This window comes from Rhodoblastus acidophilus, assembly GCF_009720655.1.
Classification (GTDB): Bacteria; Pseudomonadota; Alphaproteobacteria; order Rhizobiales; family Beijerinckiaceae; genus Rhodoblastus; species Rhodoblastus acidophilus_A.
This window is the reverse complement of record NZ_WNKS01000007.1, coordinates 147,583-171,816: the sequence shown is the minus strand read 5'-3', so window position 1 is coordinate 171,816 and position 24,234 is coordinate 147,583. Positions and strand designations below refer to the sequence as shown.

Genomic DNA, 24,234 nt, shown 5'->3' with positions numbered 1-24,234 from the left:
CGCGGCCCGGTCAGCAAGGCGGGGCGCCGCAACCGGGCGCGCCTGGTCTGGCTCCGCAACAACCCGGCGCGCCGGCCGCGCAGCAACCCGGTCAGCCGCCGGTCGGAGGCGCGCCGGTGATTCCGGGTGGTCCGCGGCCCGGTCAGCAAGGCGGGGCGCCGCAACCGGGCGCGCCCGGTCTGGCTCCGCAACAACCCGGCGCGCCGGCCGCACAGCAACCCGGTCAGCCGCCGGTCGGAGGCGCGCCGGTGATTCCGGGTGGTCCGCGGCCCGGTCAGCAAGGCGGGGCGCCGCAACCGGGCGCGCCCGGTCTGGCTCCGCAACAACCCGGCCGCCCCGCAGGCGGTCAACAACCGACCCCGCAGGCGCCCGGCGGCCCGAAGCCGCCGCAGCCGGGCGGTCCGGCCGCCCACACGCCGCCCGCCACGCCAGTTGCGCCCCAACCCACGGCTCCGGCAGGGGCGCCGAAGCCTGCTGACGCTCCCGCACATGCTCTGCCGCCGCCGCCCACAACGCCTGTCGCTCCTCAGGCGGCGCCTCATCCTCCCGCCGGGCGAGAGCCGGGCGGGCACAAAGGGCGCGGTCCGCAACAGGGCGGCCCGTCCGCGACCAACCCGTCGGCTCCTGGGGTTGAGCCGCACCCCGCGCAAACGCAGGCGCCGTCGAAACCGCAGCGCCAGAATCCTCCGCCGGCTCAACCTGTCGCGCCCTCGCAGGCGCGACCTGCCCCATCGGAGGGCGCGCCCGTCGAACGACCACGTCCACGCCCGGCGCCGCCGGTGGAGCGCGCGTCGCCTCCGGCGGTTGAGCGGCCCGCGCCGCCGCCTGTCAGGGTCGCGCCGCCGCCGCATCGTGAGCCCCCAGCCGCTGCGCCGCGCCCGGCGCCTCCGCCGCCGCCCGCTGCGGCCCCTCGTCCGGCGCCTCCGCCAGCGGCTGCGCCCCATCCGGCTCCGCCGCCTGTGGTCCACGCGCCGCCGCCCGCCCAACGTCCCGCGCCTCCTGCGCAGCCGCGTCCCAGGCCGCCCGGCGAGCAGCATCCGCCGCAATAGCGGCTCCGGCCTCGCTCTTCCCCAGGGGCGAGGCTTTTGCTGTCAGGGAAATCTCACCCGCCGGTCAGGCTCATCGGCCGCTGGTGCGGCGTCTGGTCGCCAAACGCTTGCGCGGCGAACTCATGGCCGCGCTTCTTCGCCGCCAGCGCGCGATCGATCGCGGCGTTGAGCAAGCGGTCGTCGGCGCTGGCGCGCAGCGGCGCCCGCAAGTCGGTGCGGTCCTCCTGGCCCAGGCAGGTGTAAAGCTCGCCGGTGCAGGTGACGCGCACGCGGTTGCAGGTCTCGCAAAAATTATGGCTGAGCGGCGTTATGAACCCTATGCGTCGCCCGGTCTCGGCCATTTCGAAATAGCGCGCGGGGCCGCCGCTCGAATGCGCCGAGGGTTTGAGCGAAAATTTTTCCGACAGACGCCCTGCGACTTCGCCCAGCGACACAAAATGCTCGATATTGCCGGCGGCGTCCTCGCCGAGCGGCATGGCCTCGATAAAAGTCAGGTCCATGCCGCGCCCGTGCGCCCATTCGACCAGCGGGATAAACTCATCCTCGTTGATTCCCTTGAGGGCCACGCAATTGATTTTTATCCGCAGACCGGCGGCTTGCGCGGCGTCAATGCCGGCGAGCACGCGGGGCAGGGCGCCCCAGCGGGTGATAGCGCGGAATTTTTCGGCGTCGAGCGTGTCGAGCGACACATTGATGCGCTTTACGCCGCAGGCGGCGAGTTCGGCGGCGAAACGGTCGAGTTGCGAGCCGTTGGTGGTCAGGGTCAGCTCGCGAAGAGCCCCGCTTTCCACGTGGCGCGACAGCCCGCGGACAAGGTTCATCACCCCCCGCCGCACCAAAGGTTCGCCGCCGGTCAGCCGAATTTTTCGAACCCCTCGCGCAACAAACACGCCGCAGAGTCGCTCCAATTCCTCCAGCGACAGCAAATCCGCCTTGGGCAAGAAATTCACATGTTCCGACATGCAGTACTGGCAGCGGAAGTCGCAGCGGTCGGTCACGGAAACGCGGATATAATCGACGCGCCGCGCGAAACCGTCGATCAGCGGTCGTGTGTTCAAGCTTGCGTGGTTGAGCCCCATATTTGCTATATAAGCTGGGAAAGGCGCGGGAAACAGGATCTTGCGCAAAGATCGGAGAAGAATCCCCATGGTCCAAGCCATGCCTGAGGAAATCCGCGTGACCGAGGCCGGGGCGACGCTCAATCTGGTCTATGGCGAGCGCGAAGCCTACGCTCTGCCGGCCGAGTATCTGCGCGTGCTCACGCCCAGCGCCGAGGCGCGCGGCCACAATGGGGTGGGCGGCCGCACCGTCGCCGGCAAGGCCGGGGTCCGTGTCGCCGGAGTCGAGCCGGTCGGGAACTATGCGATAAAATTGATCTTCGACGACGGCCACAGCACCGGCATTTACACCTGGGATTTCTTGCGCGAGCTTTGTCTGGATCAGACGGCCAAATGGCAAGCCTATCTCGACGAACTCGCCGCACAGGGGCTCGCACGCTGATGCGCTTTATCCGAGAGACGGCGGAAGCGCTGCGTTTTTTTTCACGGATGCCGATTCCCGGGGGCGTGATCGCCTCTGGCGATGATTTTTTTCGCGGGGCCTTGCGCCGCGCGCCCTATGCCGGCGCCGTGCTGGGGTTCGGTTTTGGATTGATGCTGCTGGCCGCGACCAACGCCGGCGCCACCCCTCAGGTTGCGGCTTGGCTGGTGGTCGGTCTCTCCGCCCTTGTCACCGGCGCCATGCACGAGGACGGGCTCGCTGATGTCGCCGACGGTTTTGGCGGGGGATACACGCGGGAAAAACGGCTGGAGATCATGCGCGACAGCCGCATCGGCGCTTTTGGCGCGAGCGCGCTGATTTTCAGTTTTGGCGCGCGGGTCGCCGCGCTTTCGACGCTCGCCGCCGCGCCGGAGCGGGCGATCCTGGCGCTGGTCGCGGCGGGCGCCATTTCGCGCGCGGCCTGCCTTGCGCCGCTGGTCCTGCTGCGGCCCGCGCGGACCGACGGCCTGGGTCGGGCGTCGCTCATGAACGTCGGCGAGGCGCGCCAAAGCTGGATCGCCGCTGCGGTCTTTGCTTTCGCGCCGCTGCTCGCGGGATTTTCGCTCACGGCGTGCCTGGCGTCGCTGCTGCTCGCAGTTTTCGCCGTGCGCGTGCTCTGCGGATGGGCGCAACGCATGATCGGCGGCCAGACCGGCGACGTCGCCGGCGCCGCGCAACAGGTCGCGGAAATCATCGTGCTCGCTGTGTTGTCCGGCGCGGTCCCCTGAGCCCGACGATCAGTTCAACGCATTGTCGATGGGAACGAACATGAGGTTGACCTTTTGGCCGATGGACACGAAGGTCGCGATCAGGGTCACGGAGATGAAGCCACCGATCAGGGCATATTCCGTAATGGTCGAGCCGCTTTCATTTCGCCAGAATCGCAGCATGAGCCGCATCGCCATCCCCGCATTTTCCCGACGGGCGTTCCGTCCCTCATCGCAGAATAAGCCAAAAACCTACCTGTAATCGTAAATACGTCCATGACGTTTGGTTATATGCGCGCGTTGGGAAAACGCGGCCTTAATGCTGCCGCGGCGTTATGGGCTATCGGCGGTAACGCATTGGGAAGCATCCCAGGCCCGATCAAGTTCGATCAGCGCGTTGCGCACGACCTCGGGACCCGCGCCGCGCAAGACCGCTTCGGTCGACAGCCGCCTGCGGAAGGCGCGGGCGCCCGGTCGCCCCGCGAACAGGCCGAGCATGTGGCGTGTGATGTCGGCGAGCCGCAGGCCCTCGCCGAGCTTGCGCTCGATATACGGCATGAACGCTTCGACCGCCGCGCGCGAATCGTTTTGGGGCGGCGCCTCTCCGAACAGTTTTTCATCGACGTCGATCAGGTGCGACAAGTCATGGTAGGCGGCGCGCCCCACCATTACGCCATCCAGAACTTCGAGCTGCGCGCGATAGGCTTCAAAACTGTCGAGGCCGCCGTTGATGGCGATGGGAATGTCGGGCAGGGCGCGCTTCAAGTCATGGACGAGCGGATAGTCGAGAGGCGGAATATCGCGGTTTTCCCTTGGCGAAAGGCCCTTGAGCCAGGCTTTTCGCGCATGCACGATCAGAGCGTCCACGCCCGCCGCGACGCATTTTTCGGCGATTTCGAACAGAGCCGCGCGCGGCTCCTGGTCATCGACGCCGATGCGGCATTTCACAGTGACGGGCAGGGGGATTGCGGCCTTCATCGCGGCGACGCAGTCGGCGACCAGATCGGGCTCGCGCATCAGGCAGGCGCCGAACGCCCCGTTCTGCACGCGGTCGGAGGGGCAGCCGACGTTGAGATTGACCTCATCATAGCCGTAGCCGGCGCAAATCTCGGCGGCTTTGGCGAGTTCGCGGGGGTCGCTGCCGCCCAGTTGCACGGCGATGGGATGTTCAACGGAGTCAAAACCAAGGAGACGGTCGCGATCGCCGTGGATGATGGCGGCTGAGGTGACCATTTCGGTATATAGCCGGGTATGGCGCGAATGCAGCCGCGCCAGCACGCGATAATGGCGGTCGGTCCATTCCATCATAGGGGCAATACAGAAGCGCCAAGGGCTGTTTTTGCTTGGTTTTCTCGCTTCATCAGACATTTAAGCCCCTCGGAAATCTTCGGATTTGCTCGGATTTAATCCGATTTTTGACTATTTTCTCAGGTCAGTACATCAATGACGTACTTTCGAGCCTCGCCGATGTACCGGGCAGGCCGGAATGATGTACGGAGCGGCCAGAATGGGAACGATTACAGAGCGCAAGCGCAAGAATGGCGAGGTCGTTTTCTTCGCTCAAGTCGTCAAGAAGGGCGGCGGCAAGGTACATCGCGAGAGCCAGACGTTCGAGCGGCGCAAGGCCGCACAGGTATGGATCGAGAAGCGCGAGCGGGAACTGAACGAGCCCGGCGGGATCGAGCGCGCCCGCCTGGGCGATCCTCTGTTGGGCGAGGTCATAGACCGATACGTGGCTGAAAGCGAGCGCGCCCTTGGCAAGACCAAGACGCAAGTGCTCCGGTCGCTCAAAGGCGACGCCATCGCTGAAATGAAGTGCTCGGACATAAAGAGCAATGACGTGATCGACTTGGCCCGCCGGCTCCGCGCCGATAGGAAGCCTCAGACGGTCATGAGCTACCTTTCGCACCTTGCCGCGATCTTTGCCGTTGCAAAGCCTGCCTGGGGCGTCGAGCTTGACCAACAGGCCATGAAGGATGCTTTCGTGGTGGGTCGCCGGCTTGGCGTCATCTGCAAGGGCGCGTCCCGCGAGCGCCGGCCCTCGTGCGACGAAATCAAAGCCATCCTTGGCCTGTTCCGTCAGAAGCTCGCGGCCAAGCCCGATATGTCGCCCATGCCCGACTTGGTGGCGTTCGCCCTGTTCTCCACGCGCAGGCAGGAGGAAATCACGCGGATCGAGTGGCGCGACTTCGAGCCCGAGAACAAGCGCGTGCTCGTCCGCGACATGAAAAACCCCGGCGACAAGATCGGGAACAATGTGTGGTGCGATCTTCCCGAGCCTGCAATCAAGATCATTGAGCGCCAGCCTCGGAAATCCGATAGGATTTTTCCCTATACGACTGACGCCCTAAGCTCGAATTTCACGCGGGCGTGCAAGTTCCTAATGATCGAAGACTTGCACTTTCATGACTTAAGACACGAGGGCGTGTCGAGGCTATTTGAAATGGGCTTGAATATTCCGCACGTCGCGGCGGTGTCCGGTCATAGGTCATGGCAAAGCCTCAAGCGATACACGCACATTCGCGCGTCAGGCGACAAGTGGGTTTGGCTCGCCGAGGAAATGAGCGGGGCCGGAGCCCCGCCCGAGGTCGCCTAGAACGCCTTGACCGCGACATAGCCGGCGGTGACGGTCACGCCCGCCGTGCCGACTGCGGCGCGAATGGCAAGGGCGTTGATGTTGTTCACCGTCAATTGAACCGTCGAACTCGCAACGCCAGACACGGTGCCGGGGAGGTCGTACCAATCCGCGCCGTTCTCGGTCGCCTGGAGCTTCATCACGGGCGGAGTGGTGGCCGCGCCGAGATTGATGACAAGCTGCGCGTTCTTGCAGCCGCGCGCCGCCAGGGCGGGCGTTGCCGAGCCCAACGTCGTCAAGACGATGGTCGAGCGGTCAAAGAGCCGACGAACCGTGTCCACTTGGGCGTTGCCTTGCAGGCGGTTTACGGCGCGCGTGAAGCTCGGGGTGGTGCCGCCGACGGTCTGCACGTAGCGGACGCGGTTGCCGGTCAGGACGAGCTTGGGCGAACGAACCACTTGGTTGCCAGCCGTGATACGCTCGAAGTGGTAAACGTCGTACCAGTTGGTGCCGCTGTCGTCGCTCTCCTGCACAACCACGTCGAGCGTGGGCGTGGTGCCGGTGACAGCCCCGAGCACGATGTTGACTTCGTACTCGCTGCCGAAGGTCGGCGTGAAGGCGGCGGTCGTGGTGGTCGCGGTCAGCGCCGCCGATGCGACATCGGCAACAAGGGTCGGGATGGCGAGGTTCACCGCGCCGACGCTGTTGGGCGACAAGGTGACGACGGCGGAGGGATCGGTCGCGGCTGCGGCGGCGCTCGCGGCCTTGACAGCCGTCGTGTTGGTGCCGTCGCTCAGTTTGACCAAGCCGACTTGCGCGCTGCCGGCGGCAAGCACGGCGCTGCCCACGTTCACGGAGCCGCCCTGCACCACGACAGGCATGGACGCCGCGACCTCGCCGGCTGGCCTGCTCAACGCTTCCACGCGCAGCCGGTCGAACTCGTAGAGGCGCACGAAGGAAATGCGAAGATCGGTGCGCTTGATGATCGCGCCGCCGCAAACCGTCGCGCCGAAGTTGGCCGGCGGAACGGTGCCTTGGAGAGCGCCGAGTTCGAGCGTGGTCGTGGAGACGTTGCGCACCTTCCACGCGCCATCGCAGAGGAGGTCCGCGCCGCCAGCCGCAACGCGGAGGCCATGCACGTTGACATAATCGCCGATCAACAGGCCAGTCCACGCGGCGCTGCCGGTGAGCGTGAGCGCCTGAGTGCCGTCTGCGGCGGTCGCGAGCGTCGCGGAAATCGCCACTTGGGGGATGAACGACGACGGGACGTTGCCGCCCTGGACGCGCGCCACGAAGCCGCCAGCCGAGGTAATGCTCGGCGTGGTCGCGCCCATGACGATGGTGAGTTGGTTGCCGCTGGCGGTGGCCGCAACCGTCGCCGTGGCGATGTTCGCGAAGTCCGTCTGGTTGGCGATGCCATAAATCACGATTTGGTCGCCGGTCGTGAGGTTGTGGGCAACGTCGGTCGTGATGGTGGCCGTGGTCGTGCCGGCCTTCTGCGCCGAGACGATCTTGCCAACCGGGCGCGTGGTGGCGCGGTTGCTGGTCGCGCGGAGCCGCACGACGTAATTCTTGGTGTTGTCGGGCACAACCTGCGTGCGGGTGTAGCGCGCCGTGGCCTGGGCGGTCGCGTCAACAGCGGCGTCATACCATTGCAGGCGGTCGGACATGAGCGCGACGCGGTATTCCGTCGTCGGCGTGAAGGCATAGGTGTATGCCGTGTTCACAAGCTGCACGGAGGCGGTGGAGCCGATGGAAACGGACTGGTTGCCGTTGACCGCGCCGGACGCCAGGGCGTCGCCAGAGTTCGAGCGCGAATAGAACGAGGCGTTGGTGGCGGTCGCGTTCTCGAAAATCATCGACGTGCCAGACGCCGAGCCGCCGAGCCGGGCGCGCAGGCTGACGAAGCCGGACGTATAGGGGCCGGCAGACGCAATCGACTGGATCGTGCCGCCCGGCCCGGCGGTCGCGGTGAACTGCGTGGGGCTCGGGACGGATGCGACCACAAGGGCCGGATAGTTCAGACGGCTGTCCGAAACGCCGTAGGTCGAAATGGCGTTGCCGACGGCGAGGCCATGCGGGGCGCTCGTGGTGACGGCAATGGTCGTGGTGGTCTGCGTGACGCTCGAAATCGTCAGGTCGGTAAAGGTGGTCGGAATGTTGTCCGTGCTCACCAGTTCGAGCGAAAATTCCTGACCAAGCACGCGCTGCGACATATGAACGCCGAAGCTGGCTTCAATCGCCAACTGCATGTTGGCGACGGAGGTCAGCGTCGTGACGGTGTTTTCCGCCAGCGGGTCTTTGGAAATGACGATGTAGCTCGCGCCGGCGGCGTTGCCGTCGAGCACGACAATATCGCCGCCCGCGACGCTCGGATGCCAGATTTCCTCCGGCACATAGTTGTCGAAGGCGTCGCGGATGAGTGTCGAGAACGTGCTTGTCGTGCTCATCGCTTCCCCGGTGCTGGGGTCGATAAGCACGGCGGCCACGTTCGGCGGTTTGTTGCCGTTGACCTGAATGCTGGTCCCGATGTTCGTGCCCATGGCTGGTTCCTTAGTGCTGCTTCCACATGGCGAAAACGGACTGGATTTTTTCGCCGAGAGCCACGGCGGCAATCATGATGCCGACAATGGTCGTGATGATCCAATAGGTTATGCGCCCGACGGTGCGGGCGCTGCGCTGCCAGACGATTACGTCGTGCAACTCCGAAATGTCTTCGGGCCGGAGGTTCGCCAAGAACTCGCGCGTCTCGCGTGGGAGGGCTGCGAAATGTGCGCGATGCTCGTCCAGTAAACCTTCGGAGCGCAGACGGTCGATGAGTTCCGCCAGGGCCTCGCGGTCGGCTTCCTCGCTCACGGTGTCACTTCCTTTTCTTCACAAGGCCGTCGAAGCCATTCGGCAAGCCGGCGATCTTCTCTTTCGAGCGCCACCACGCAGAGACGCCAGCGATGGCGGCCACGGGGGCGAGGGCGAGGGACAGGGAGGGCGCATTGGTCAGGAGGACCGCGAGCGCCGCCGGGTCGTTGGTGTCGAGATACTTGACGGTCGCGGCGACGATGCAGCCGCCGTAACCGAGCGTCACAGCCGAAATGACCCAAATCGCGGACGGGCGAGCCCAACGCACGAAGCGGTCTTCGCTGGCGAGTTCGACGGGCTCAACAGCGGTGAGCATGTCGAGGATTGGCTTCAAGTCGCCAGCGCCGTCCTGTTCGACTTGCTGCGCCGCCGCCACGGCAACCTGGGGATTGGCCTGTACGGCGTTCGTCACGGCCTCCGGCGTCGCATCGACGCCAAGGGCCTCCGCCAGCGCGCCGACGACGCCGGAGGCAATGGTTGCGCCGAGCGGGCCGCCAAGCGCCCTGCCGATGATGGGAGCGCCGATCTTCGCAATTTCCAGCCCGAGGATTTCGAGCGCCTTGGGGTCGAACTGCATCAGACGGTCCTCCGAAAGAGAGCCGAGGCGAAGCGAGCCCAAAAGCCCGGCTGCGCGCCGCCCTGAACGACGTTGGTGAGGGGAGCGGGAGCCGGCGGCGAGCCGACGACGTGTCCGGCTTTGGGATCGCGGAGGCGGGTTTCGGTCGCCGCATCGGCGTGCGCGAAAACCTTCGTGTCCTTGATGTCGCTCCAGAACAAGAACCGGCGCAGGAGGCGCGTGCTGTACTGGTTCTTGGCGTAGCTCGGGCCGTTGTAGCCGCGCGCGAAATCCGCCCACTTGTGGTTGCGCAAGGCGCGGTCGAGCCCTTCGGACTTGATGAACGCGATCATGCCGGCAAGCTGGTTGCGCTCGCTCGCGCAGAAGGCCGCAACCATGTCCTGCACGGTCGCATAGCCGGCGGCGGCATGGTTCGAGCCGAGAAGCTGACCGAGCCCCCAGGACGCGGATTTCAGGGCCGCCGTCTCGTTGATGAGCATGGCGGCCTTGAGGCGCGGGTAGCTGTCTGCGGGATAGGGCTTCTCGCCCCAATTTTCGTAGGCCAGGCCCTCGCGCACAGCGCGCGCGCGCAGATCGGGGCCGGGGCCGGACAGGAGCCGGTAAAAGATATGCGGCTCGAACAGGATGATCGGGCGGCCATGCTTGTCGAAGCCGGAGCCTCGGCTTTCGACATCGAGCACGGCATGAATTTCGTCCTCGCCGCAACCGATGGTCGCGCCGATGGTGGGCAAATCAATGTCGGACAGGCGGAGCGCCGAGCCAACAAAATCTTGGGGGATTTTGGACATAAGAGTGCTGTTCGTCAAAAAAAGCCGAACCGCACTCTTGCGCAGCTATGGACTGGTGTAGCCCATAGCTGCATGTCGATCAATCGTCATTCCTCCCGTGAATAGATCGAGGGAGACGTAACGCCCTTCACGCGGTCAGCGGTGCCGGGCTTGAGGACGACGCCGTATTCCGCCTTGTCGGACAGGTTCCTCCGGGACTTGATGCTTTGCAGGATGCCCTTGCCCTTGATTGCGTCCCTCGGGTTCGCGGCGTTGTATTTCCGCACTTCCTCAAGAGCCGCCTCGAAGGCTTCCTGATTGCCTTCCATCCGCGCCTTGGCCGCCTTCGTCAAAATCTCCTTACGTTCCTCGGCCAGACGCTTCTGAATGTTGTTCTGGAAGGTGTTGCGCTGGAAGCGGTCGGAGATTTCCGCCGGCCCGAAACCAATCGCCTGTTTCACAATGTCCTGCGGCGCGACGTGTTCAACCACGCTATCGCCGCGACGGGTCTTGACGCCCTCGTGGGCATATTGCCCCGCCTTGACGAGATTGCGGGCAGACGCCGGGAGCATTTCCTTAAGACCGCGCAGGAACTCGCCTTTCGACATATCCGCCGCCCCGGTGTAGATGCCGTGGGCGATTTCGAGGGCGGGGCCGCCGGCCTGTTGGAGCCAGTAGTTCCAGCCCTGTTCCGGGTTCATGTCGCGATCCGGCGGGCGGAAACCAATGTCCGCGACGCCGATACGCTCGGACAGGTTGGTGCCAGTCCAGTAGCCGGGGATGCCGTCCATCATCATGCCGCCGACGGCGCGGCCAATCATGGTGTCGCCGGTCGCCTTGAGCACGGTACGGCGCAGGGCTTCCGACGGCTCTTGGTCCTTGTCGTCGTACATGCCAGCGGCGGAGAGCGCCATGGCCGCAACCGGCAGGATCAGCTTGTAGAAGTAAGCGCCCCGGATGCCGGCCATAGCCGCCGTGATCGCCACTGAGGACACAACGCGGCCCATGGCGGCCTTCTTCGCCGCCGGCTCCATGCCGGTCATGGCCTCGTGCGCGTCCTTGAAGAAGCGGTAGAGGATATTGAAGTGGAAGTTGCGCAGGGCGAGCGCCGCGCGACCAACCGGGCCACGCATGACGCGCGCCTTGCTGCTGGCCTGCGTGTCGAACTGGCTCATCCACGTCAAATCCGCCGCCTTCTTCACAGCCGCACCGTGGTTCATGCCAGCGTCGCGCGCGATCCGGTAAGCCGCCAGGAAGATGACTTCGCGGTTGACGCGCTCGGCGTGGTGGAGCGGCAGGCTCGCGGTCTGCATGGTCTTGTGCATCCAGGGCGAATAGTCGATGCCCGCGTCAGAGACGCCGGCAAGGTCATGCGCGTTGGTGCTCTCGATGACATTCAGTTCCTTGGCCCGGCGCATGGCGTCGCGCTCGTCGCCGGTCAGCGTGGCGCTGTTCTCGATGAAGCCCTTTCCGCGCATGACTTCCGAGAAAGTCTTCGCCATTTCCGCCGCCGCGCGCTTGATGCCGACGTTGCCGGTTTCCGCGTCATAGCCAAGGTTGGGAATGCCGCGCTGGATCGGATCGTGAAGCACCACGAGCCCGGTCGAGAGGTTCCAGCCCATCGTCCAGAGGAACGCGAGCGAGGTTGCGCGATAGCTCCACGCCGCGCCCTTGGGGTTCATGGCGAAGTCGTGGGCGCGAACCATTTCGTTGACGACGGCCTGGGCGCGAACCGGGTCCGGCGCGCTCTCCACTTCCTTGCGCGCCTCGTCAATGTGGCCCTGCAAATCCTGCCCATAGCGCAGGCGGGAAAGCTGGTGGGCGGAGTGGAACATATTGTGCGCGAAGGCGCGGAGCGCGTCGGGGTTCCAGCCCTCGCGGTTCTTACGGTGGATCGAGTGCTTGCGCATCGAGAGGTCCGGCAGGCTTTCAAGGTATTTCTGCCAAATCGCGTCGCGGACAGCCTCCGGGGCGTTCGCCGCCGCGAGAATATCATCGACTTCCGAGACAAAGCGCGGGTCGATGCTGCGCTCAAGGTCGCCCTTGAGAGACGCAAGCCCCTCCTGCACGTCGAAGCCATTGGCGCGCATCGCCTCGGCAAAGCGGCGCTGCTCGCCGCGCTTCTCGAAGCGCGAGAACGATTTCACCTTGCCGGCGGCGTCGCGCGCGGTGACGAAGTAGCTGCCGAAGCGGGCGAGCGGGAAATAGGGCTCGATCCGGTTCGTCTCGAACTCCGCGCGAAGCTGCTTCAACCGGGCGGCCTTGTTCCGGGTGACGCGGGTTTTCGCCATGAGAAGCGCGTTGTCGGCGGCCTTGATGGCGTCGGCCTTGGCCGTGCCCGTCAAGCCCTCGTCCTTGATCCGCTTCATTTCGGCGGTGTGCTTCTCGTCAGCGTTCTTGCTGATTTGGTCGATGGCCTTCCGCATGTTGCCGACGATCTCGTTTTCCGTCTCGTCAGCCCGGTTCTTATAGGCGTCGCGAACGTCCTTATAGAGTTCCTTCGCCTCGTCGGGGAGCGCGTCAAACCTGTCCTTGAGCGCGCGATAGGCGGTCGCTCGCGCGTCGTCCTTCGCTTTCCGTTCAAGCGCCTCCTCATAGGCCGGCGTGCCGCGCTTGCTGGCGTCGCGGAGCACGTTCACGTCGTCGCGCGAAAGGCGCTGGTCGAATTTGCCCGACGGGTCCACCTGGGCGATGGTGCTCTCGTGCATGAGGTCCATAAGCCGCTCGTTGGCCTCGCGGTTGAGCGGCTTGAGCCCGTTCTTCGTCAGCTTGGTTGCGCGGACCCACTTCGACCAACGCTCCAACACCTTCGCGTCGCCCTCGTTGAGCGCGTGGCGCAGGCTATCCATGGCCTGTTTGGTGTCGATGTAATGCCGCGCGCTCGGGGTGTGCCTCGCCAGTTCGAGGAACAGCGGGCGCACGGGAACGAGCGAGAGAACCGACATGGAGCCGACGTTATCCGCCGCCTCTTTCGCGCCGGCCATGGCGCTCGTCAGGAAGTCAGACGCGGCGCGGGTGGCCTTGCTGTAGAGCCCCTTGGCCTTGTCGCCCACTCTGGCGCCATGGTTGCCCATGGAGAAGCGAACGCCGTCCTCGCCCGCCTCAAGCCGCTCGGCGCGGCCTTCGTGCGAGTGCAGAGCCGCCTTGGCGAGCGAGCGCAGTTGCGCCGGGGTGACTGCGCCGAACTGCTTGCCGAACCGGCGGAACAGCCAATCCTTGACCGCGCCCATGAGCCGGTCGGCGACTTCACGCAGGCCAGCCGGCGCGGCGTCGCTGTGCTCGATGGCGTAGGCGGCGATTTCCTCGGCGAAGTGCTCGTAGGGCGCTCCGGCCATTTCGGCGCTGTTGAGCGCGTCTTGCCAGAAGGCGTCCTGCGGGCGTGCCTTGCCCTCGGAAATGCGGCCCATGGCGGCCTCTGCGGCGGCCCAAGTCCGCTGCATCAGGTTGTCCCACTTGGTCGAGCCAACCAGCCTTTCGCCGCCCGCATGGAAGATTTCATGCAGGAGGATGCCGCGCGCCCGCTCGGGCGACATATTGCCGGCGACAAGGTGAACCTTGCCGTCGCCCATGGTCGCGCCCTGCAAGATGCCGTCGCTTTTCGGCTTGGCCGGAACGGTCGTGGCGTCGTCATGCAGCACCACATGGCCGGCGTCGATCAACCGGGCGATGGTGTCGCCCTGCGCGCCGGTCGTAAGGTAGCTGCGCAGCGTGGCCGCGCTCATGCCCTCCGCCGCCGCGTCCTGGGCGACGGAAAGCTTGGGCGCGTCCTCTCCACCTTCCGCCGCCGGAGCGGTCGATTTCTGGCCGTCGATGACTTCCGGCTTTTTGAACTCGCGCGGCTCGTAGAGCGGCATACCGTTCTTGTCGGTCGCCTCGTTGTAGGGGATCGTGACTTCGCCCTTGCCGTCGGTCGCGCGGACGAACCAACCTTCGTTCGAGTAAAGGTGTCCCGAAACCTCGAACTCCTTGCCGTGCCAGAAAACCGGCGTCTCGGTCGGCGTGCCCACGCGGAGCCAAGCCGGCGGCGGGACCGGGTTTTCAACAATGTCGCGGTCCAAGCTGCTGAGACGTTCCGCCGCGTCGGCCAAGTCCTTGGCGCGACCGAAGGGCGTCTTCATCACGTCTTCGAGGCGGCCAACCGTGTTCTTGAGCTTTTCGGCGTCCTGCCGGAGCCCTTCAACGCGGTCGGGGAACCGGCGCGCGGAGCCCTCAACGCCCGCGATGCCGCCGTTGGTGGCGAATTTGTGGCCGTCGATTTCCACGAACATTTCCGGCTTGGCGGCATACTTCCACCAGCCGGCCTTAATGTCGTGGCCGCCGAACTTGCCAATCACGCGCGGTTCGTCGCCCGCGTGCATGTTCCGCGCGACGAATTGATCGTAGGCCGCGTCGAAGTCCTTGCGCTTGTCATAGGTCTTGCCGTCGATTTCGGCCTTGAAGCCGTCGCCGGCATTGTCAGCCACGAGCTTCTTGGCTTTGGCGACGGTGCCGTTCTTCTCGATGCTCTCAATCTCCGACGTGCGCGAGGCGATAGCCTCCTGAGACTGGCGATGCCGCCCGCGAGCGTCGGCAATGCCGGTCCTGTGGATGCGCTCCGCGCGCTGCAACCGCTCGATGGTCTTCTTGAGCTTTTCCTTGATGAGAATGCGGGGGTCGCCCGCCGCCTCCGCGAATGAGGACAGAATATCGCTCTCGTCCTCGGACGCCGCGTCGCCCTCAATGGTCCGCTGGTCCGCGCTCGCCTTGAGGAACGCCTTGATGAACGTCTCTTTGCGGGCGAGGATTTGCCAGCGCCGCCCGTCCAGGCGGTCGGTCATGTAACGGTATTCGAGAACCGTGTTCCACTGGTTGCCCTGCCGGTGGCCGCGACCGTTCCGCTGTTCGAGGTCGCCGGGCATGTAGGGCGCGTCAAGGTGGTGCATGGCGCGAAGGTTGCGCTGCATGTTCACGCCGACGCCGAGCGTTTGCGTGTTGCCGATGACGACGCGGATTTCGCCCGAGTTCATCGCGTCGGCGATCAACTTGCGCTTGTCCTTCGACGTGCTGCCGTCAACAACCGCGATCTGCTCCTTGGGGATGCCGGCCTGTTCCAGCCGCGCCACAAGGTCTTTGATCGAGGCGAACACTTTGACCGTGCGCTTGATCTTCTCGCCCGCCGCGTCGCGCCCGCCGCTACGGCTGACGGTGTTCGAGAAGCCTTGGCTCGCGAAAATGACTTGGTTCGCGAGCGGGTGGCTGTCGAAGACTTCCTTGACGTTCTTGACGACGTTCGAGAGCTTGCTTCCCTCGTGGTCGGGAACCTTGCCCTCCATGCCGGCAAGCCGCTCGCCTTCCAACTGGCGAACGTCGAAGCTGGCCTTGTTCGCCATGCCTTCGGTGAGGATCGGGCTTTCGGGGCCGCCCTCCTGCATGGTCCGCTTGCGTTCGAGCGGGGCCATGTTGCGCCAACGCTGCGCAAGCTGTTGGATTTCGCGGAAGGCCGCAAGCTGCGGCTCCGTCATGTCGGACGTGACGTTGACCACTTTCTTGTAGGGGCGGTTCTTCGCGCCCTCGGTGCGCCCGTTCAGAAGTTCGGCGCGCTCCAACTCCGTCAGGTTCTTGGCCGCCATGGTCTTGCCGGACGAGGTTTCGCGCGGCTGCATTTCCGGCATGTCGTCGGCGAAAACCGTGTCCATGTACTGACCGATGAGGCGGCGCAGTTCGGGCACGTTGACGAACGCGGCGAGGCGCGAGACGCCCTCGTATTCGCCCGCCGAGTTCAGTTCCACGTCATAAAGCTCGCGCGCGAAGCTGCCGAACCAGCCGTCCCAATCGTTGATGCCAGCGCGCCGCATTTCGTCTTCCATGACGTAGCGCATCTGGTGGAAGACTTCGGTGAGCGTGTTCGTGATCGGCGTGCCGGTGAAGGTATGGACGTTGCCGCCGCCGTTGTTCGCGCGAATGTAGTCGGTCAGGAACTTGAGCGCGATGGAACGGTCGGACGTTCCCGTGTTCAAGCCCTTGATCCTCATGCGCGTGGCAATCGGCGGCTTCTTGAACTCGTGGGCCTCGTCCACCATGACCATATCAATGCCGGTGTCCTCAAAGGCCATAGCGCCTTCGCGCGACGACTTCTGAGCCTGCTTCTTGATGTTCTCAATGATCCGGTTACGCGCCTTCACAAGCTCCTTGGCCGTGACCGATCGCACCTTCTTCATGGCCTCGGGATCGTCCATCATGCCAACGTCGAGGTCGGTCCCGTCGTCCTTGGCCGCCTCAAGCGCCTCGTCTTCGAGCGCCTGAATTTGTTCCTCTGCCATTTTCATCAAGGTTTCCTCGCGCAGCGCGAGGCGGTCGAGAACCGAATGCGGGACAACAATCGCGTCCCAATCGTCGTTCGCGATCTGACGCATTTTCACGTCGATGGTGTCGGGCGAAAGGTTGTCGATGTAGAGCACCTTCGCAGACGGGTACATCTGCTGGATTTCAGCCGCGACCGATTTCGAGTTGGCATTGTGCGCGAGGATCATCGGTTTTTTGGCGATGCCATAGCGCCGGCTCTCCACGGCGATGCCGCCCATGGTGAAGGTCTTGCCGGTGCCGACTTCGTGCGCGTTGATCGAGCGCCGATTGACGAGCGCGCGCCAGATGGCGTCCGCTTGGTGCTGGCGCAGATCGAACGGCGAGTTGCCGAACTGCAAGGCCATGCCGGGGAACGTCAGGAACGAGCCGTCATAGTTCGGCGTGGCGATGGAGTTGGTGGCTTCGTTGTATTCCCGCTCCATGGCGACGGTGCGCTCGGGATCGGACCAAAGCCAGTCGCCGAAGTCCTCGCGGATTTTACCAATGCGCTCATTCGCCTCGTCGGTCGCCTTCTGGTCGAACACGTCTTTGCCGTCCGCGTCCTTGCCGTAGATTTTGGCAAGCTGGTTGGTCATTGCGAGGTTGACCAAGCGCGAGAACGGAAGGTGCGGCGTGCCGTAGCCGGTGGCGGCCTCGGTGCGGCTGTTGGTGCCGGGGCGCAGTTCGGCCTTCCAGCGGCCATTGCGGAACGACACGCCGACGTGCTTGGACGCATCGTCAAGGTTCAGCATGTGGCCGATGTAGTCGCGATAGACAGACGGCGGAACCCACGTCGCGCCAAGCTGCGTCTCGATATTGAAGTATGGCGTGTCCTTGGGCTGAACCGCCTTCAACGCCTCAACATTGTGCTGCATGGCGGCGTTGTCTTTGGCGGCGGCCTCGGCTTGCCGGAGCTTTTCGCGCACGTTGCCAGACAGGTAAATGTCGGACGGCACAACGTCGCCGGTCGGCGTCTCGAAGACAGCGCCCGACTTCACCAGTTCGGCCTTCACTTTATCGACGGGCTTTTTGGCGAGCGCCGCGATTTCGTCCAGGCGCGGGGAAATCGAACCGCCGTTGCGCGCGAGCACGTAGGCGTCTTGGATGGACGGGTTTTCCATCTTCGGCGCGGCGCGCATGGTCGAGCGCGAGAGGATCGCCGCCGGCTTGCCGCCGATTTCGAGCGAGGCGATAGCCGGATAGAACGGGTCGCTGATCTTTTTCAGATAGTTCAGCCCGAAGCTTTCGCCCAACTTCCCGTTGGCCTTGGCGAACGCCTCATAGGCGGCGCGCAGGGCGGCGCGGGCGGGCTCGGCGTCCGTGCCGTTGCGCTCGGCGTCGATAAGCTGGCCGTACTTCCGGCGCATGTCGATGAGGCTGTTAAGCTCGCCCTCGCGCCGCGCCGTCTCCGCCGTGTCCTTGACTTCGTATTTCACAAGCTCGCCCGCCGGGGCCAACTGCTCGCCGCGCACGACATAGAGCTTACCGCCCTGCGTCGTCAGCGAGCCTTCGCGGTCGGCGGTGTGGTTCGTGATGTAGGAAATCTTCTTCGCCGTGTCGTCCTTTTGATAGACGTTCTCGGGAATGAGCTTGACGGCCTCCTTGAGCCGTTCGGCCATGTTCTCGGGGCGATGGACGATCATGCCAGGGCGTCCGCGCGTGGTGCCGTGGCCGAAGTCCGTCGTGCCGATGACGTTCTGCGGGTTTTTGACGTAATACTCGTTGATGCTGACCTTCTGGCCGGAAGGCGTGTCAACCTGAACCGTTTTCAGCCAATTGGCGTCCTCGGGCACGAGCGAAAGCTCCTGCGGGCGCTTCTTGAGGATGACAATATCGGTGACAACCTTCGTGCCGGCGTATTCCTCGAACGCGCCGGACGGCAAGCGGATCGCGGCCACAAGCTCGGCCTTCTTGGCGAGGTTGGCGCGGATGCGGACGGCCTGCTTGTCCATGGTGCCGCTGGACGTGATGCCCATAACGATACCGCCGGGCCGAACCTGATCGAGCGTCTTCAAGAAGAAATAATCGTGAAGGAACGGCTCAAGCTTGTTGTAGCGGCGGTCGGCGATGACGGTGTTTTCAAACGGCCAGTTGCCCACGACTGCATCGTGGAAATTGTCCGGCGTGCGGCTCTCCTGATAGGGCATGATCTGCACATTGGCGTCGGGGTACAGCAATTTCGCCATACCGCCGGTCAACTGGTCCATTTCGATGCCGGAAAGCTTGCTGCGGTCCTTCATGTCCTTGGGCATGAGGCCGAAGAAGTTGCCGATGCCCATGGAGGGCTCAAGCACGCGCCCGCTCTTGAAGCCCATGCGGCGCATCATGTCCCACATGGCCAAGACGGTCGGCGGATCGGTGTAATGGGCGTTCGTGATCGAGCGTTGCGCGCTCTCCCATTCCTCTTGCCCCAGGTGGTCGCGCAGCCACGCGCCGCGTTCTTCCCAGGCCGGCTTGTGCATCGGGCGTTCCCAAGTGCCTTGGAAAAGCTCCTGCCCGAACGAGCCCCATCCGGTGTAACCGGCGAGCGTCCGCATTTCCTCCGCCGTGGCCGGGCGGCCTTCTTCGCGGAGCACGTTGAACAGCTTGATTGCCGCCATGTTGCGGTCGAACCGGGCAACCGGGCCGCCGCCGACGATTTCAAGCGGGTTGTCGATGTGGAAGTTTTCGGCCTTGGGCAAGGCCGGCGGAACGTCCTTGGCTTCCTCGGGCGTTACGGGGCCGGATTTGGGCTCTCCGGTTCCATCATCAGATTTTCTCTTTCGGCCTGCTCGCGTGCGTCCGTTACCGGAACCCCCGCTTCCAGAAGCCTGTCCATTTCCGCCCACATTCTCTGCTGCATCACGAACGCCAGCTTGTCCGTCATCCGCGCCTTTTGGAGCCTCGCCCACATCGCCGGGCTTTCCTCCTGCCACGCCTTCTTGATCCGGGCGTCCAGTTCCGTGTTGTGCAGCGTCTTCGGGTCCGCTTTCAGCGTCCGAAACTCCTTTTCGATCCGAAGGATTTCGTCCCTGCTCATCGCTTCCATTGGTGGCTTCCTCACTCAGCACGCGGGCCAGTTCGCTTTTCACCTTATCAGGCGCGTCGAGGTCCGCAACGTCGTGCCCGTGATCCTCCATCATGTCGCGAGCGCCGTTGTACCACGAGCGCAGATAGGGCTTGAGGTCGCCGAGCTTCGCGCCGAGGTCGCGCGCCATGACCTTGGCGAAGTCGCCAAAGGCGCGAGCGCCGGCCTCAATGTGATAGACGGCAAGCTCCGCCCCAATGGCGAGCATTTCCGGGTCGATGCCTGAATTGAGCGTGTGGCCGGCGGCCTTGAGCTTTTGGCGCAGCTTTTCGCGCAACTCGGCGGCGCGATCATTGCCCACCAGCTTGTTCTTGTCGCCGTAGCCGGGCTTGGCCTCCGGCGCAGTCTCGGCAGGCTTGGCCTGTTCGGATGCGGCGGCAGGCGCGGGCGACGGTGCAGGCTCCGGGGCTTTGGGCGTCTCCGCCTTCGGCTGTTCGGCCTTGGGCGCGGGCGCGGGCTGCGGGGCCGGCGCGGGCTCCTGCTTGGGCGGTTCGGCGGCCTTGGGCTTCTCCGCCATCTTCGGCGCGGGCGCGGCCTCCGGCTTCACAGCCGACGGCGCGGGCGTGGCAGGCGCGGGCGGCGCTTCCTCAATCCGGCCTTCGGACTTGGGTTTGATTTCCCAACGCTTCGCGCCGGTCTTCTTCGGCTCGTGCGTCGCCGCAATGCCTTTCTTTTCGACGTAGGCTTGGGCCTTCTCGGGCGAGCCGAACCACTTGCCTGCGTGCGCGTCGGTCGCGGGAGCGCCGGGCTCGGCCTTGGGCTTCGGTTCCGCCTTGGGAGCTTCGGCGGGCTTCTCCGCCGGCTTCTCAACCGGCGCTGCCTCAACCGGCGCTGCCTCCGCATTCGCCTTCTTCGCCGCGCTCACGCGCTGGTCGATTTCGGCCTCAACTTCCTTGCGCGCCTTCACGAGCGGCTTGTTCCAACCGCTGCCCTTGGCTTGCTCGGCGACATATTTCAGGCGGTCGCGCAACTCGGCTTCGGACATTTCCGCAAGCGACTTGTCGTGCGGCTTGACGTGCTGCGCCACAGAAGCGGCGGCCTGCTCGGCAATGCCGCCTTCCTGCGCCTGCGGGGCGGGCTCGGCGGGCTCGGTCGGCTTGGTCGGCTCAACCTTCGCGGCGGGCGTCGCTTCCGGCTTGGCGGCCTCTACGGGCTTTTCCTCCGCCTTGACGGCGGCGGCGATGTGCGTCTGATCCTCCGCCGATCCGGGCTGCGGCAGTACGCCGTGATCCGTCTCCGCCGGGGCTTGATGGTCGAAGCTCGGCATGGCGGCGGCGGCTTTCTCCGCCTGCGCCGCCTCGAAGCTCTTGGGCGCGGTGGCGCCATGATCGCCGGTCGTGATCTTGATCTTGCCGCCGGCCAGATCGGCGGGCGAGAAAAGCTCGATGCTTCCGTCGGCGTCAACGAAGGTAACGCCGTTCGCGTCCTGGCTGACGATGTGCCCGGCGCGGGTGCCGAGTTCGTCGGTCACAATGACCGGGTTGCCGGCGGGCTTGGACGCCTCGGCGATATGCGGAGCGCCAGCGTGCAGGGCGCGCGAAAGCGGGCCGTGGTTGGCGGGCGCAGTCGGAGCGCCAACGTCATTGCCGGCGGGCTCGGCCCATTGCTCGGTGCCAGCCTTCCAGCCGGGCGGCTGGTTGGGCTGCGGAGGCGGAACGGGGTTGTTGTCGCCCGGCGCGCTCGCATTGCCTTCGCCATCGACGCGGAAATCGGGCGGGGGCGGAAGCTGACGCACGCGCGCCGATCCTTCGCGCGCCTGACCGTCCGGCCCGACGTTGAAATCCGACGGCGGCGGAAGGGCGAGCGGTTCATCCTGCGGAGCCGGCGGTTCGGATTGGCGGATGCCGCGAGCGCCAGCAATCGCGCCGGTTCCCGCGCCCATTGCAGCGCCGACGGTGGCTGCGGAGCCCATGTCTCGCAACATGCCATCGTAGTTGTTCTTGTCGGGGTTGATCTGATCCTTCGCCAAGCCCTGACCGATGTCTTCCGCCCCGGTCTGCACGAACTCCTGCGCGGCCTCGTGCTTCATGGTGGTCGCGGCCTGCCGGATCGCGCCAGCGGACGTGCGGAAGCCGTTCGCAATGAGCTTTTCCGCGCCCTGGCCGAAGCCGTCGAGAGAGCCAGCCGCGATGGACGCAATGAGCGTGTTGACGGTCATGTAGGCGTTCTGGCGGACAGTCGCCCGCGCCTCGTCCTCGTCCTTGGCGTGCGGGGCCAGTTCCTTCAATTTCTCAGGCGAAAGCTTCGCCACGTCCTCGTTGACGGCCTCGGCGATGGAGCCAGCCGACATAGCCGACGATCCGGCAACGACGCCGCCCGTGGTCGCGGCCTGCGTCATGCGCGCGCCAGCGCCGAGCCCTTTCGCCAAGGTGTTGCCGGCGCGGCCAGCCATACCGACGCCGATCATGGAGGGCGCGCTTTCGCCAACCATGGTTGCAAGAAGCCTGGGATCGCTTGCGGCGGCGAACGCGCTTTCTCCAAGGTCTTTCATCGCGTCCATGGGATTGGCCGCGACGGTCGAAAGCCAGCCCTTTAAGCCGGTCGCCTTCGTGTCTTCCTGAATTTTCGTGATGCGGTTGCCGAGCTTGTCGAACGCCGCCCGCGCCTCCTGCGTGGCCTTCGTGTCCTGCTTCTTGCTTTCCTCGTTGGCGGCGCGAACCGGGGCCGCAACGCCTTCCGCCCACTGGCTTCCGAGGGCGGAAGCGATTTCAAACGGCACGTTCAGCAAGGTCGCGAAGCCGCGCCCGGCGGAACGCGCAATGTCGCCGCCGAAGGTCGGGCCGTCTGCCGCCGCGCTCGGGTCCGGCGCTGGCTCGGTCGGTTCGGGGGTGGCGGGATAAAGGGCGTCGGCGAAACGCGCGGCGCGCTTCTGCACGTCGGACAGATATTCGGTCGCCTGCGGTCCCCAATCCGCCGGGTTGTTGCTGCCGGAGGCGTGAGCCCTGATCGCGTCGTCCAGGGACATGCCGGAGTTGAGATAGCCGCGCAACTTCTGCGCCGCCGCCGTGACAACCTGTTGCGGCACGTAGGGGTTGACGCCCGTGCGCTGCATGTCCGCGTCGTTCATCGCGATGATGCCGCGCGTTTTCGGGCCGGGTCCGCTCGAACGGCGGTAGGCGTCAAAGCCGCTGTCGCGCTCCGCCATGGCGAGAAGCGCATCGACGGGAACATTGAACTGATCGGCGGCCTGCTCGAACGAGCGCACCATGCCCTGATCGAGAGCCGAGGGGCCAGACATGCCGCCGCCGCCTCCCCCGGTCGCCGTGTTCAGCTTCGTCGTGCTGTCCGCGAGAAGCTGGTCGATGGGGGAGGCGGCGGCAATGTCGGCCATGATTTCCTCGGGCATAGTTTCGGATTGTTTCCGATTTCTACCCCAGGAAATCCGATACAGGAAGCCTATTCTTCCTCGTCAGCCGGAGCCGGCGTCTTGGCCTTCGCTGGCGCAGCCGCCGGAGCCGGGGCCGGTGTCCTCGCGCCGATGGCCGCCGCGCCGGGCCGCGACATGAGCAAGCGGGGAGCCGGCGCTGTCTTGATGGGAGCCGCGCCAGCCGCCGCCGGTGCCGCCGGTGCCGCCGCAGCGCCAGTGACGCCGCGCGTCCGAACGGTGTGATAAATCTCGGACGCTTTCCTCATGCCTTCCTCAACGGAAAGCTCAACGTCCTTGCCGGTGGCCGGGTCTTTGGCCGTGACCTTGTTGGAAATCGGGTCTTTGATCTTGTCGTAAGTTTCGAGCACGCCCTTCGCCGTGTCGGGATCGCCTCCGGCAGTCTTGAGCGCGGTCTTGACGCGCTCTTGGTCAATCTGGCCGTCGGACTTTGCCCGCTCAACCGCGATCTGGCCAGCGACTTCATTGTTCTTCTCCGCCATTTTGACCTTGGCGGCCTGCGTGGCTTCGACCTGAGTTTTCGTCTGCTCGAAAATCTGTTGCGGGTTGTATTGCGCCGCAAGCTGGTGGAACTCGGCCATATCCTTGAAGTCGCGCGCGAACTTCGCGCCGCCGCTCGGGTCTTGGTATTCCACATGGATGCCGACGGCGTTGCCCTTGTCGTCCTTGAGCACGGTCGCCTTGGCTTGGTGGCCGTGGAACGGGTTGTAATCCTTGTTCTGCGTGAGGCTGTTGAACTCGTTGGCAACGCCGCTCCAATCGCCCATCTGCGCGCGGCCTTCCAGGCGGCCATAAGCCTCCATGCCGCCCTGAATTTTCTGGTTCTGCCCCCACTTCTGCCAAGCGTCGGCGTTCGCCGCGTCGCCGCGCGAGAGGTACATTTGCTGCACCTTCGGAAGATAGGTCTGGCGGAAGTGATCCATGAACGAGCCATGGCGCTGCTGAAACAGCTTTTCGGCCTCGTCGGCGCTGGCGACTTGCTGGCCGTCCACGGCGAGCACGGTCTTGCCGTCCGCGCCGGGCGTGGCCGTGATCGACTTGGCCTTTTCCGCGTCATAGTCCTGTTGGGCCTGCTTCATGCCGCCGGACAGCGTTTCGCGCATGTCCTGCTGGTCCTGCAAGCTCTGCAACACGCTCTTGCGCTGGCCCGCCAAAACGGGCGCGTTCGCGGCGCGCTCCTGCTGCTGGTAGTCGAAGTCAGCGCCGTCCTTTTTCAGCTTGAGCGCGTCGGCGTCGGCCTGCCGCTTGTCGCGGGTGGTTTCGAGGTCGAGGCGCTTGTCTGCGCGATCCTGCTCGCGCTGGCTGCTTTCAAGCTGGTTGCTGACTTGCGCGCCCTTCATGAGCCCGTCCATGAACGAGCCAAGGCCAGTACCGATGCCCATACTTCAATT

General features: G+C 65.1%; 12 protein-coding genes. 3 read left to right on the top strand and 9 right to left on the bottom strand.

The genetic code is table 11. The features are described from left to right. Window positions 1–1,102: 1,102 nt before the first annotated feature. On the bottom strand, window positions 1,103–2,137 hold the full coding sequence (gene moaA / locus GJ654_RS10530; protein WP_425540382.1) for a GTP 3',8-cyclase MoaA: 1,035 nt from the start codon (window positions 2,135–2,137) through the stop codon (window positions 1,103–1,105). Window positions 2,138–2,195: 58 nt separating this feature from the next. On the opposite strand from moaA, the gene GJ654_RS10525 reads away from it, so the two are divergent. Both GJ654_RS10525 and cobS read left to right on the top strand, forming a co-directional pair. Further along, window positions 2,196–2,549 carry a gamma-butyrobetaine hydroxylase-like domain-containing protein gene (locus tag GJ654_RS10525; RefSeq protein WP_155446113.1) on the top strand — a complete coding sequence of 118 codons (354 nt, stop codon included), beginning with the start codon at window positions 2,196–2,198 and terminating at the stop codon, window positions 2,547–2,549. Further along, the gene (gene cobS, locus GJ654_RS10520; RefSeq protein WP_155446112.1) at window positions 2,549–3,316 is read left to right on the top strand and encodes an adenosylcobinamide-GDP ribazoletransferase; all 768 of its coding nucleotides are present in this window, start codon (window positions 2,549–2,551) and stop codon (window positions 3,314–3,316) included. The genes GJ654_RS10525 and cobS overlap by 1 nt, the downstream gene beginning before the upstream one ends. A gap of 9 nt (window positions 3,317–3,325) precedes the next feature. Here the strand turns inward: cobS and GJ654_RS10515 are convergent, their stop codons facing one another. Beyond that, on the bottom strand, window positions 3,326–3,493 hold the full coding sequence (locus GJ654_RS10515) for a Flp family type IVb pilin (RefSeq protein WP_246664687.1): 168 nt from the start codon (window positions 3,491–3,493) through the stop codon (window positions 3,326–3,328). 135 nt (window positions 3,494–3,628) lie between these two features. Continuing rightward, entirely contained in the window at window positions 3,629–4,663 is a 1,035-nt protein-coding gene (gene dusA, locus GJ654_RS10510; protein WP_155446111.1) for a tRNA dihydrouridine(20/20a) synthase DusA, read from the bottom strand. Window positions 4,664–4,802: 139 nt separating this feature from the next. Between dusA and GJ654_RS10505 the strand changes: the two genes are divergently transcribed. Then, window positions 4,803–5,891: a site-specific integrase gene (locus tag GJ654_RS10505; RefSeq protein ID WP_155446110.1), complete on the top strand. Its 1,089-nt coding sequence runs from the start codon at window positions 4,803–4,805 to the stop codon at window positions 5,889–5,891. Here GJ654_RS10505 and GJ654_RS10500 read toward each other — a convergent pair. The 6 genes from GJ654_RS10500 to GJ654_RS10475 form a co-directional block, all read right to left on the bottom strand. After that, window positions 5,888–8,413 (bottom strand): hypothetical protein, encoded by a 2,526-nt coding sequence (locus GJ654_RS10500; RefSeq protein ID WP_155446109.1) that lies wholly within the window; start codon window positions 8,411–8,413, stop codon window positions 5,888–5,890. The genes GJ654_RS10505 and GJ654_RS10500 overlap by 4 nt on opposite strands. Window positions 8,414–8,423: 10 nt before the next feature. After that, complete coding sequence (locus GJ654_RS10495; protein ID WP_155446108.1) at window positions 8,424–8,726, bottom strand: hypothetical protein; 303 nt, start codon at window positions 8,724–8,726, stop codon at window positions 8,424–8,426. A 4-nt stretch (window positions 8,727–8,730) separates the two neighbouring features. After that, on the bottom strand, window positions 8,731–9,303 hold the full coding sequence (locus tag GJ654_RS10490; RefSeq protein ID WP_155446107.1) for a hypothetical protein: 573 nt from the start codon (window positions 9,301–9,303) through the stop codon (window positions 8,731–8,733). After that, complete coding sequence (locus tag GJ654_RS10485; RefSeq protein WP_155446106.1) at window positions 9,303–10,091, bottom strand: N-acetylmuramidase family protein; 789 nt, start codon at window positions 10,089–10,091, stop codon at window positions 9,303–9,305. The genes GJ654_RS10490 and GJ654_RS10485 overlap by 1 nt, the downstream gene beginning before the upstream one ends. A gap of 86 nt (window positions 10,092–10,177) precedes the next feature. Further along, window positions 10,178–22,789 (bottom strand): PLxRFG domain-containing protein, encoded by a 12,612-nt coding sequence (locus tag GJ654_RS10480; RefSeq protein ID WP_155446105.1) that lies wholly within the window; start codon window positions 22,787–22,789, stop codon window positions 10,178–10,180. Window positions 22,790–22,854: 65 nt separating this feature from the next. Then, window positions 22,855–24,225, bottom strand: a complete 1,371-nt coding sequence (locus GJ654_RS10475) for a hypothetical protein (protein ID WP_155446104.1) — start codon at window positions 24,223–24,225, stop codon at window positions 22,855–22,857. Window positions 24,226–24,234: the final 9 nt, after the last annotated feature.

Bases quoted from the DNA above. Each gene is read 5' to 3' on its own strand.
- GJ654_RS10525 (WP_155446113.1), top strand. From the start codon at position 2,196: ATGGTCCAAGCCATGCCTGAGGAAATCCGCGTGACCGAGGCCGGGGCG.
- cobS (WP_155446112.1), top strand. From the start codon at position 2,549: ATGCGCTTTATCCGAGAGACGGCGGAAGCGCTGCGTTTTTTTTCACGG.
- GJ654_RS10515 (WP_246664687.1), bottom strand. From the start codon at position 3,493: ATGGCGATGCGGCTCATGCTGCGATTCTGGCGAAATGAAAGCGGCTCG.
- dusA (WP_155446111.1), bottom strand. From the start codon at position 4,663: ATGTCTGATGAAGCGAGAAAACCAAGCAAAAACAGCCCTTGGCGCTTC.
- GJ654_RS10505 (WP_155446110.1), top strand. From the start codon at position 4,803: ATGGGAACGATTACAGAGCGCAAGCGCAAGAATGGCGAGGTCGTTTTC.
- GJ654_RS10500 (WP_155446109.1), bottom strand. From the start codon at position 8,413: ATGGGCACGAACATCGGGACCAGCATTCAGGTCAACGGCAACAAACCG.
- GJ654_RS10490 (WP_155446107.1), bottom strand. From the start codon at position 9,303: ATGCAGTTCGACCCCAAGGCGCTCGAAATCCTCGGGCTGGAAATTGCG.
- GJ654_RS10485 (WP_155446106.1), bottom strand. From the start codon at position 10,091: ATGTCCAAAATCCCCCAAGATTTTGTTGGCTCGGCGCTCCGCCTGTCC.
- GJ654_RS10480 (WP_155446105.1), bottom strand. From the start codon at position 22,789: ATGGCCGACATTGCCGCCGCCTCCCCCATCGACCAGCTTCTCGCGGAC.
- GJ654_RS10475 (WP_155446104.1), bottom strand. From the start codon at position 24,225: ATGGGCATCGGTACTGGCCTTGGCTCGTTCATGGACGGGCTCATGAAG.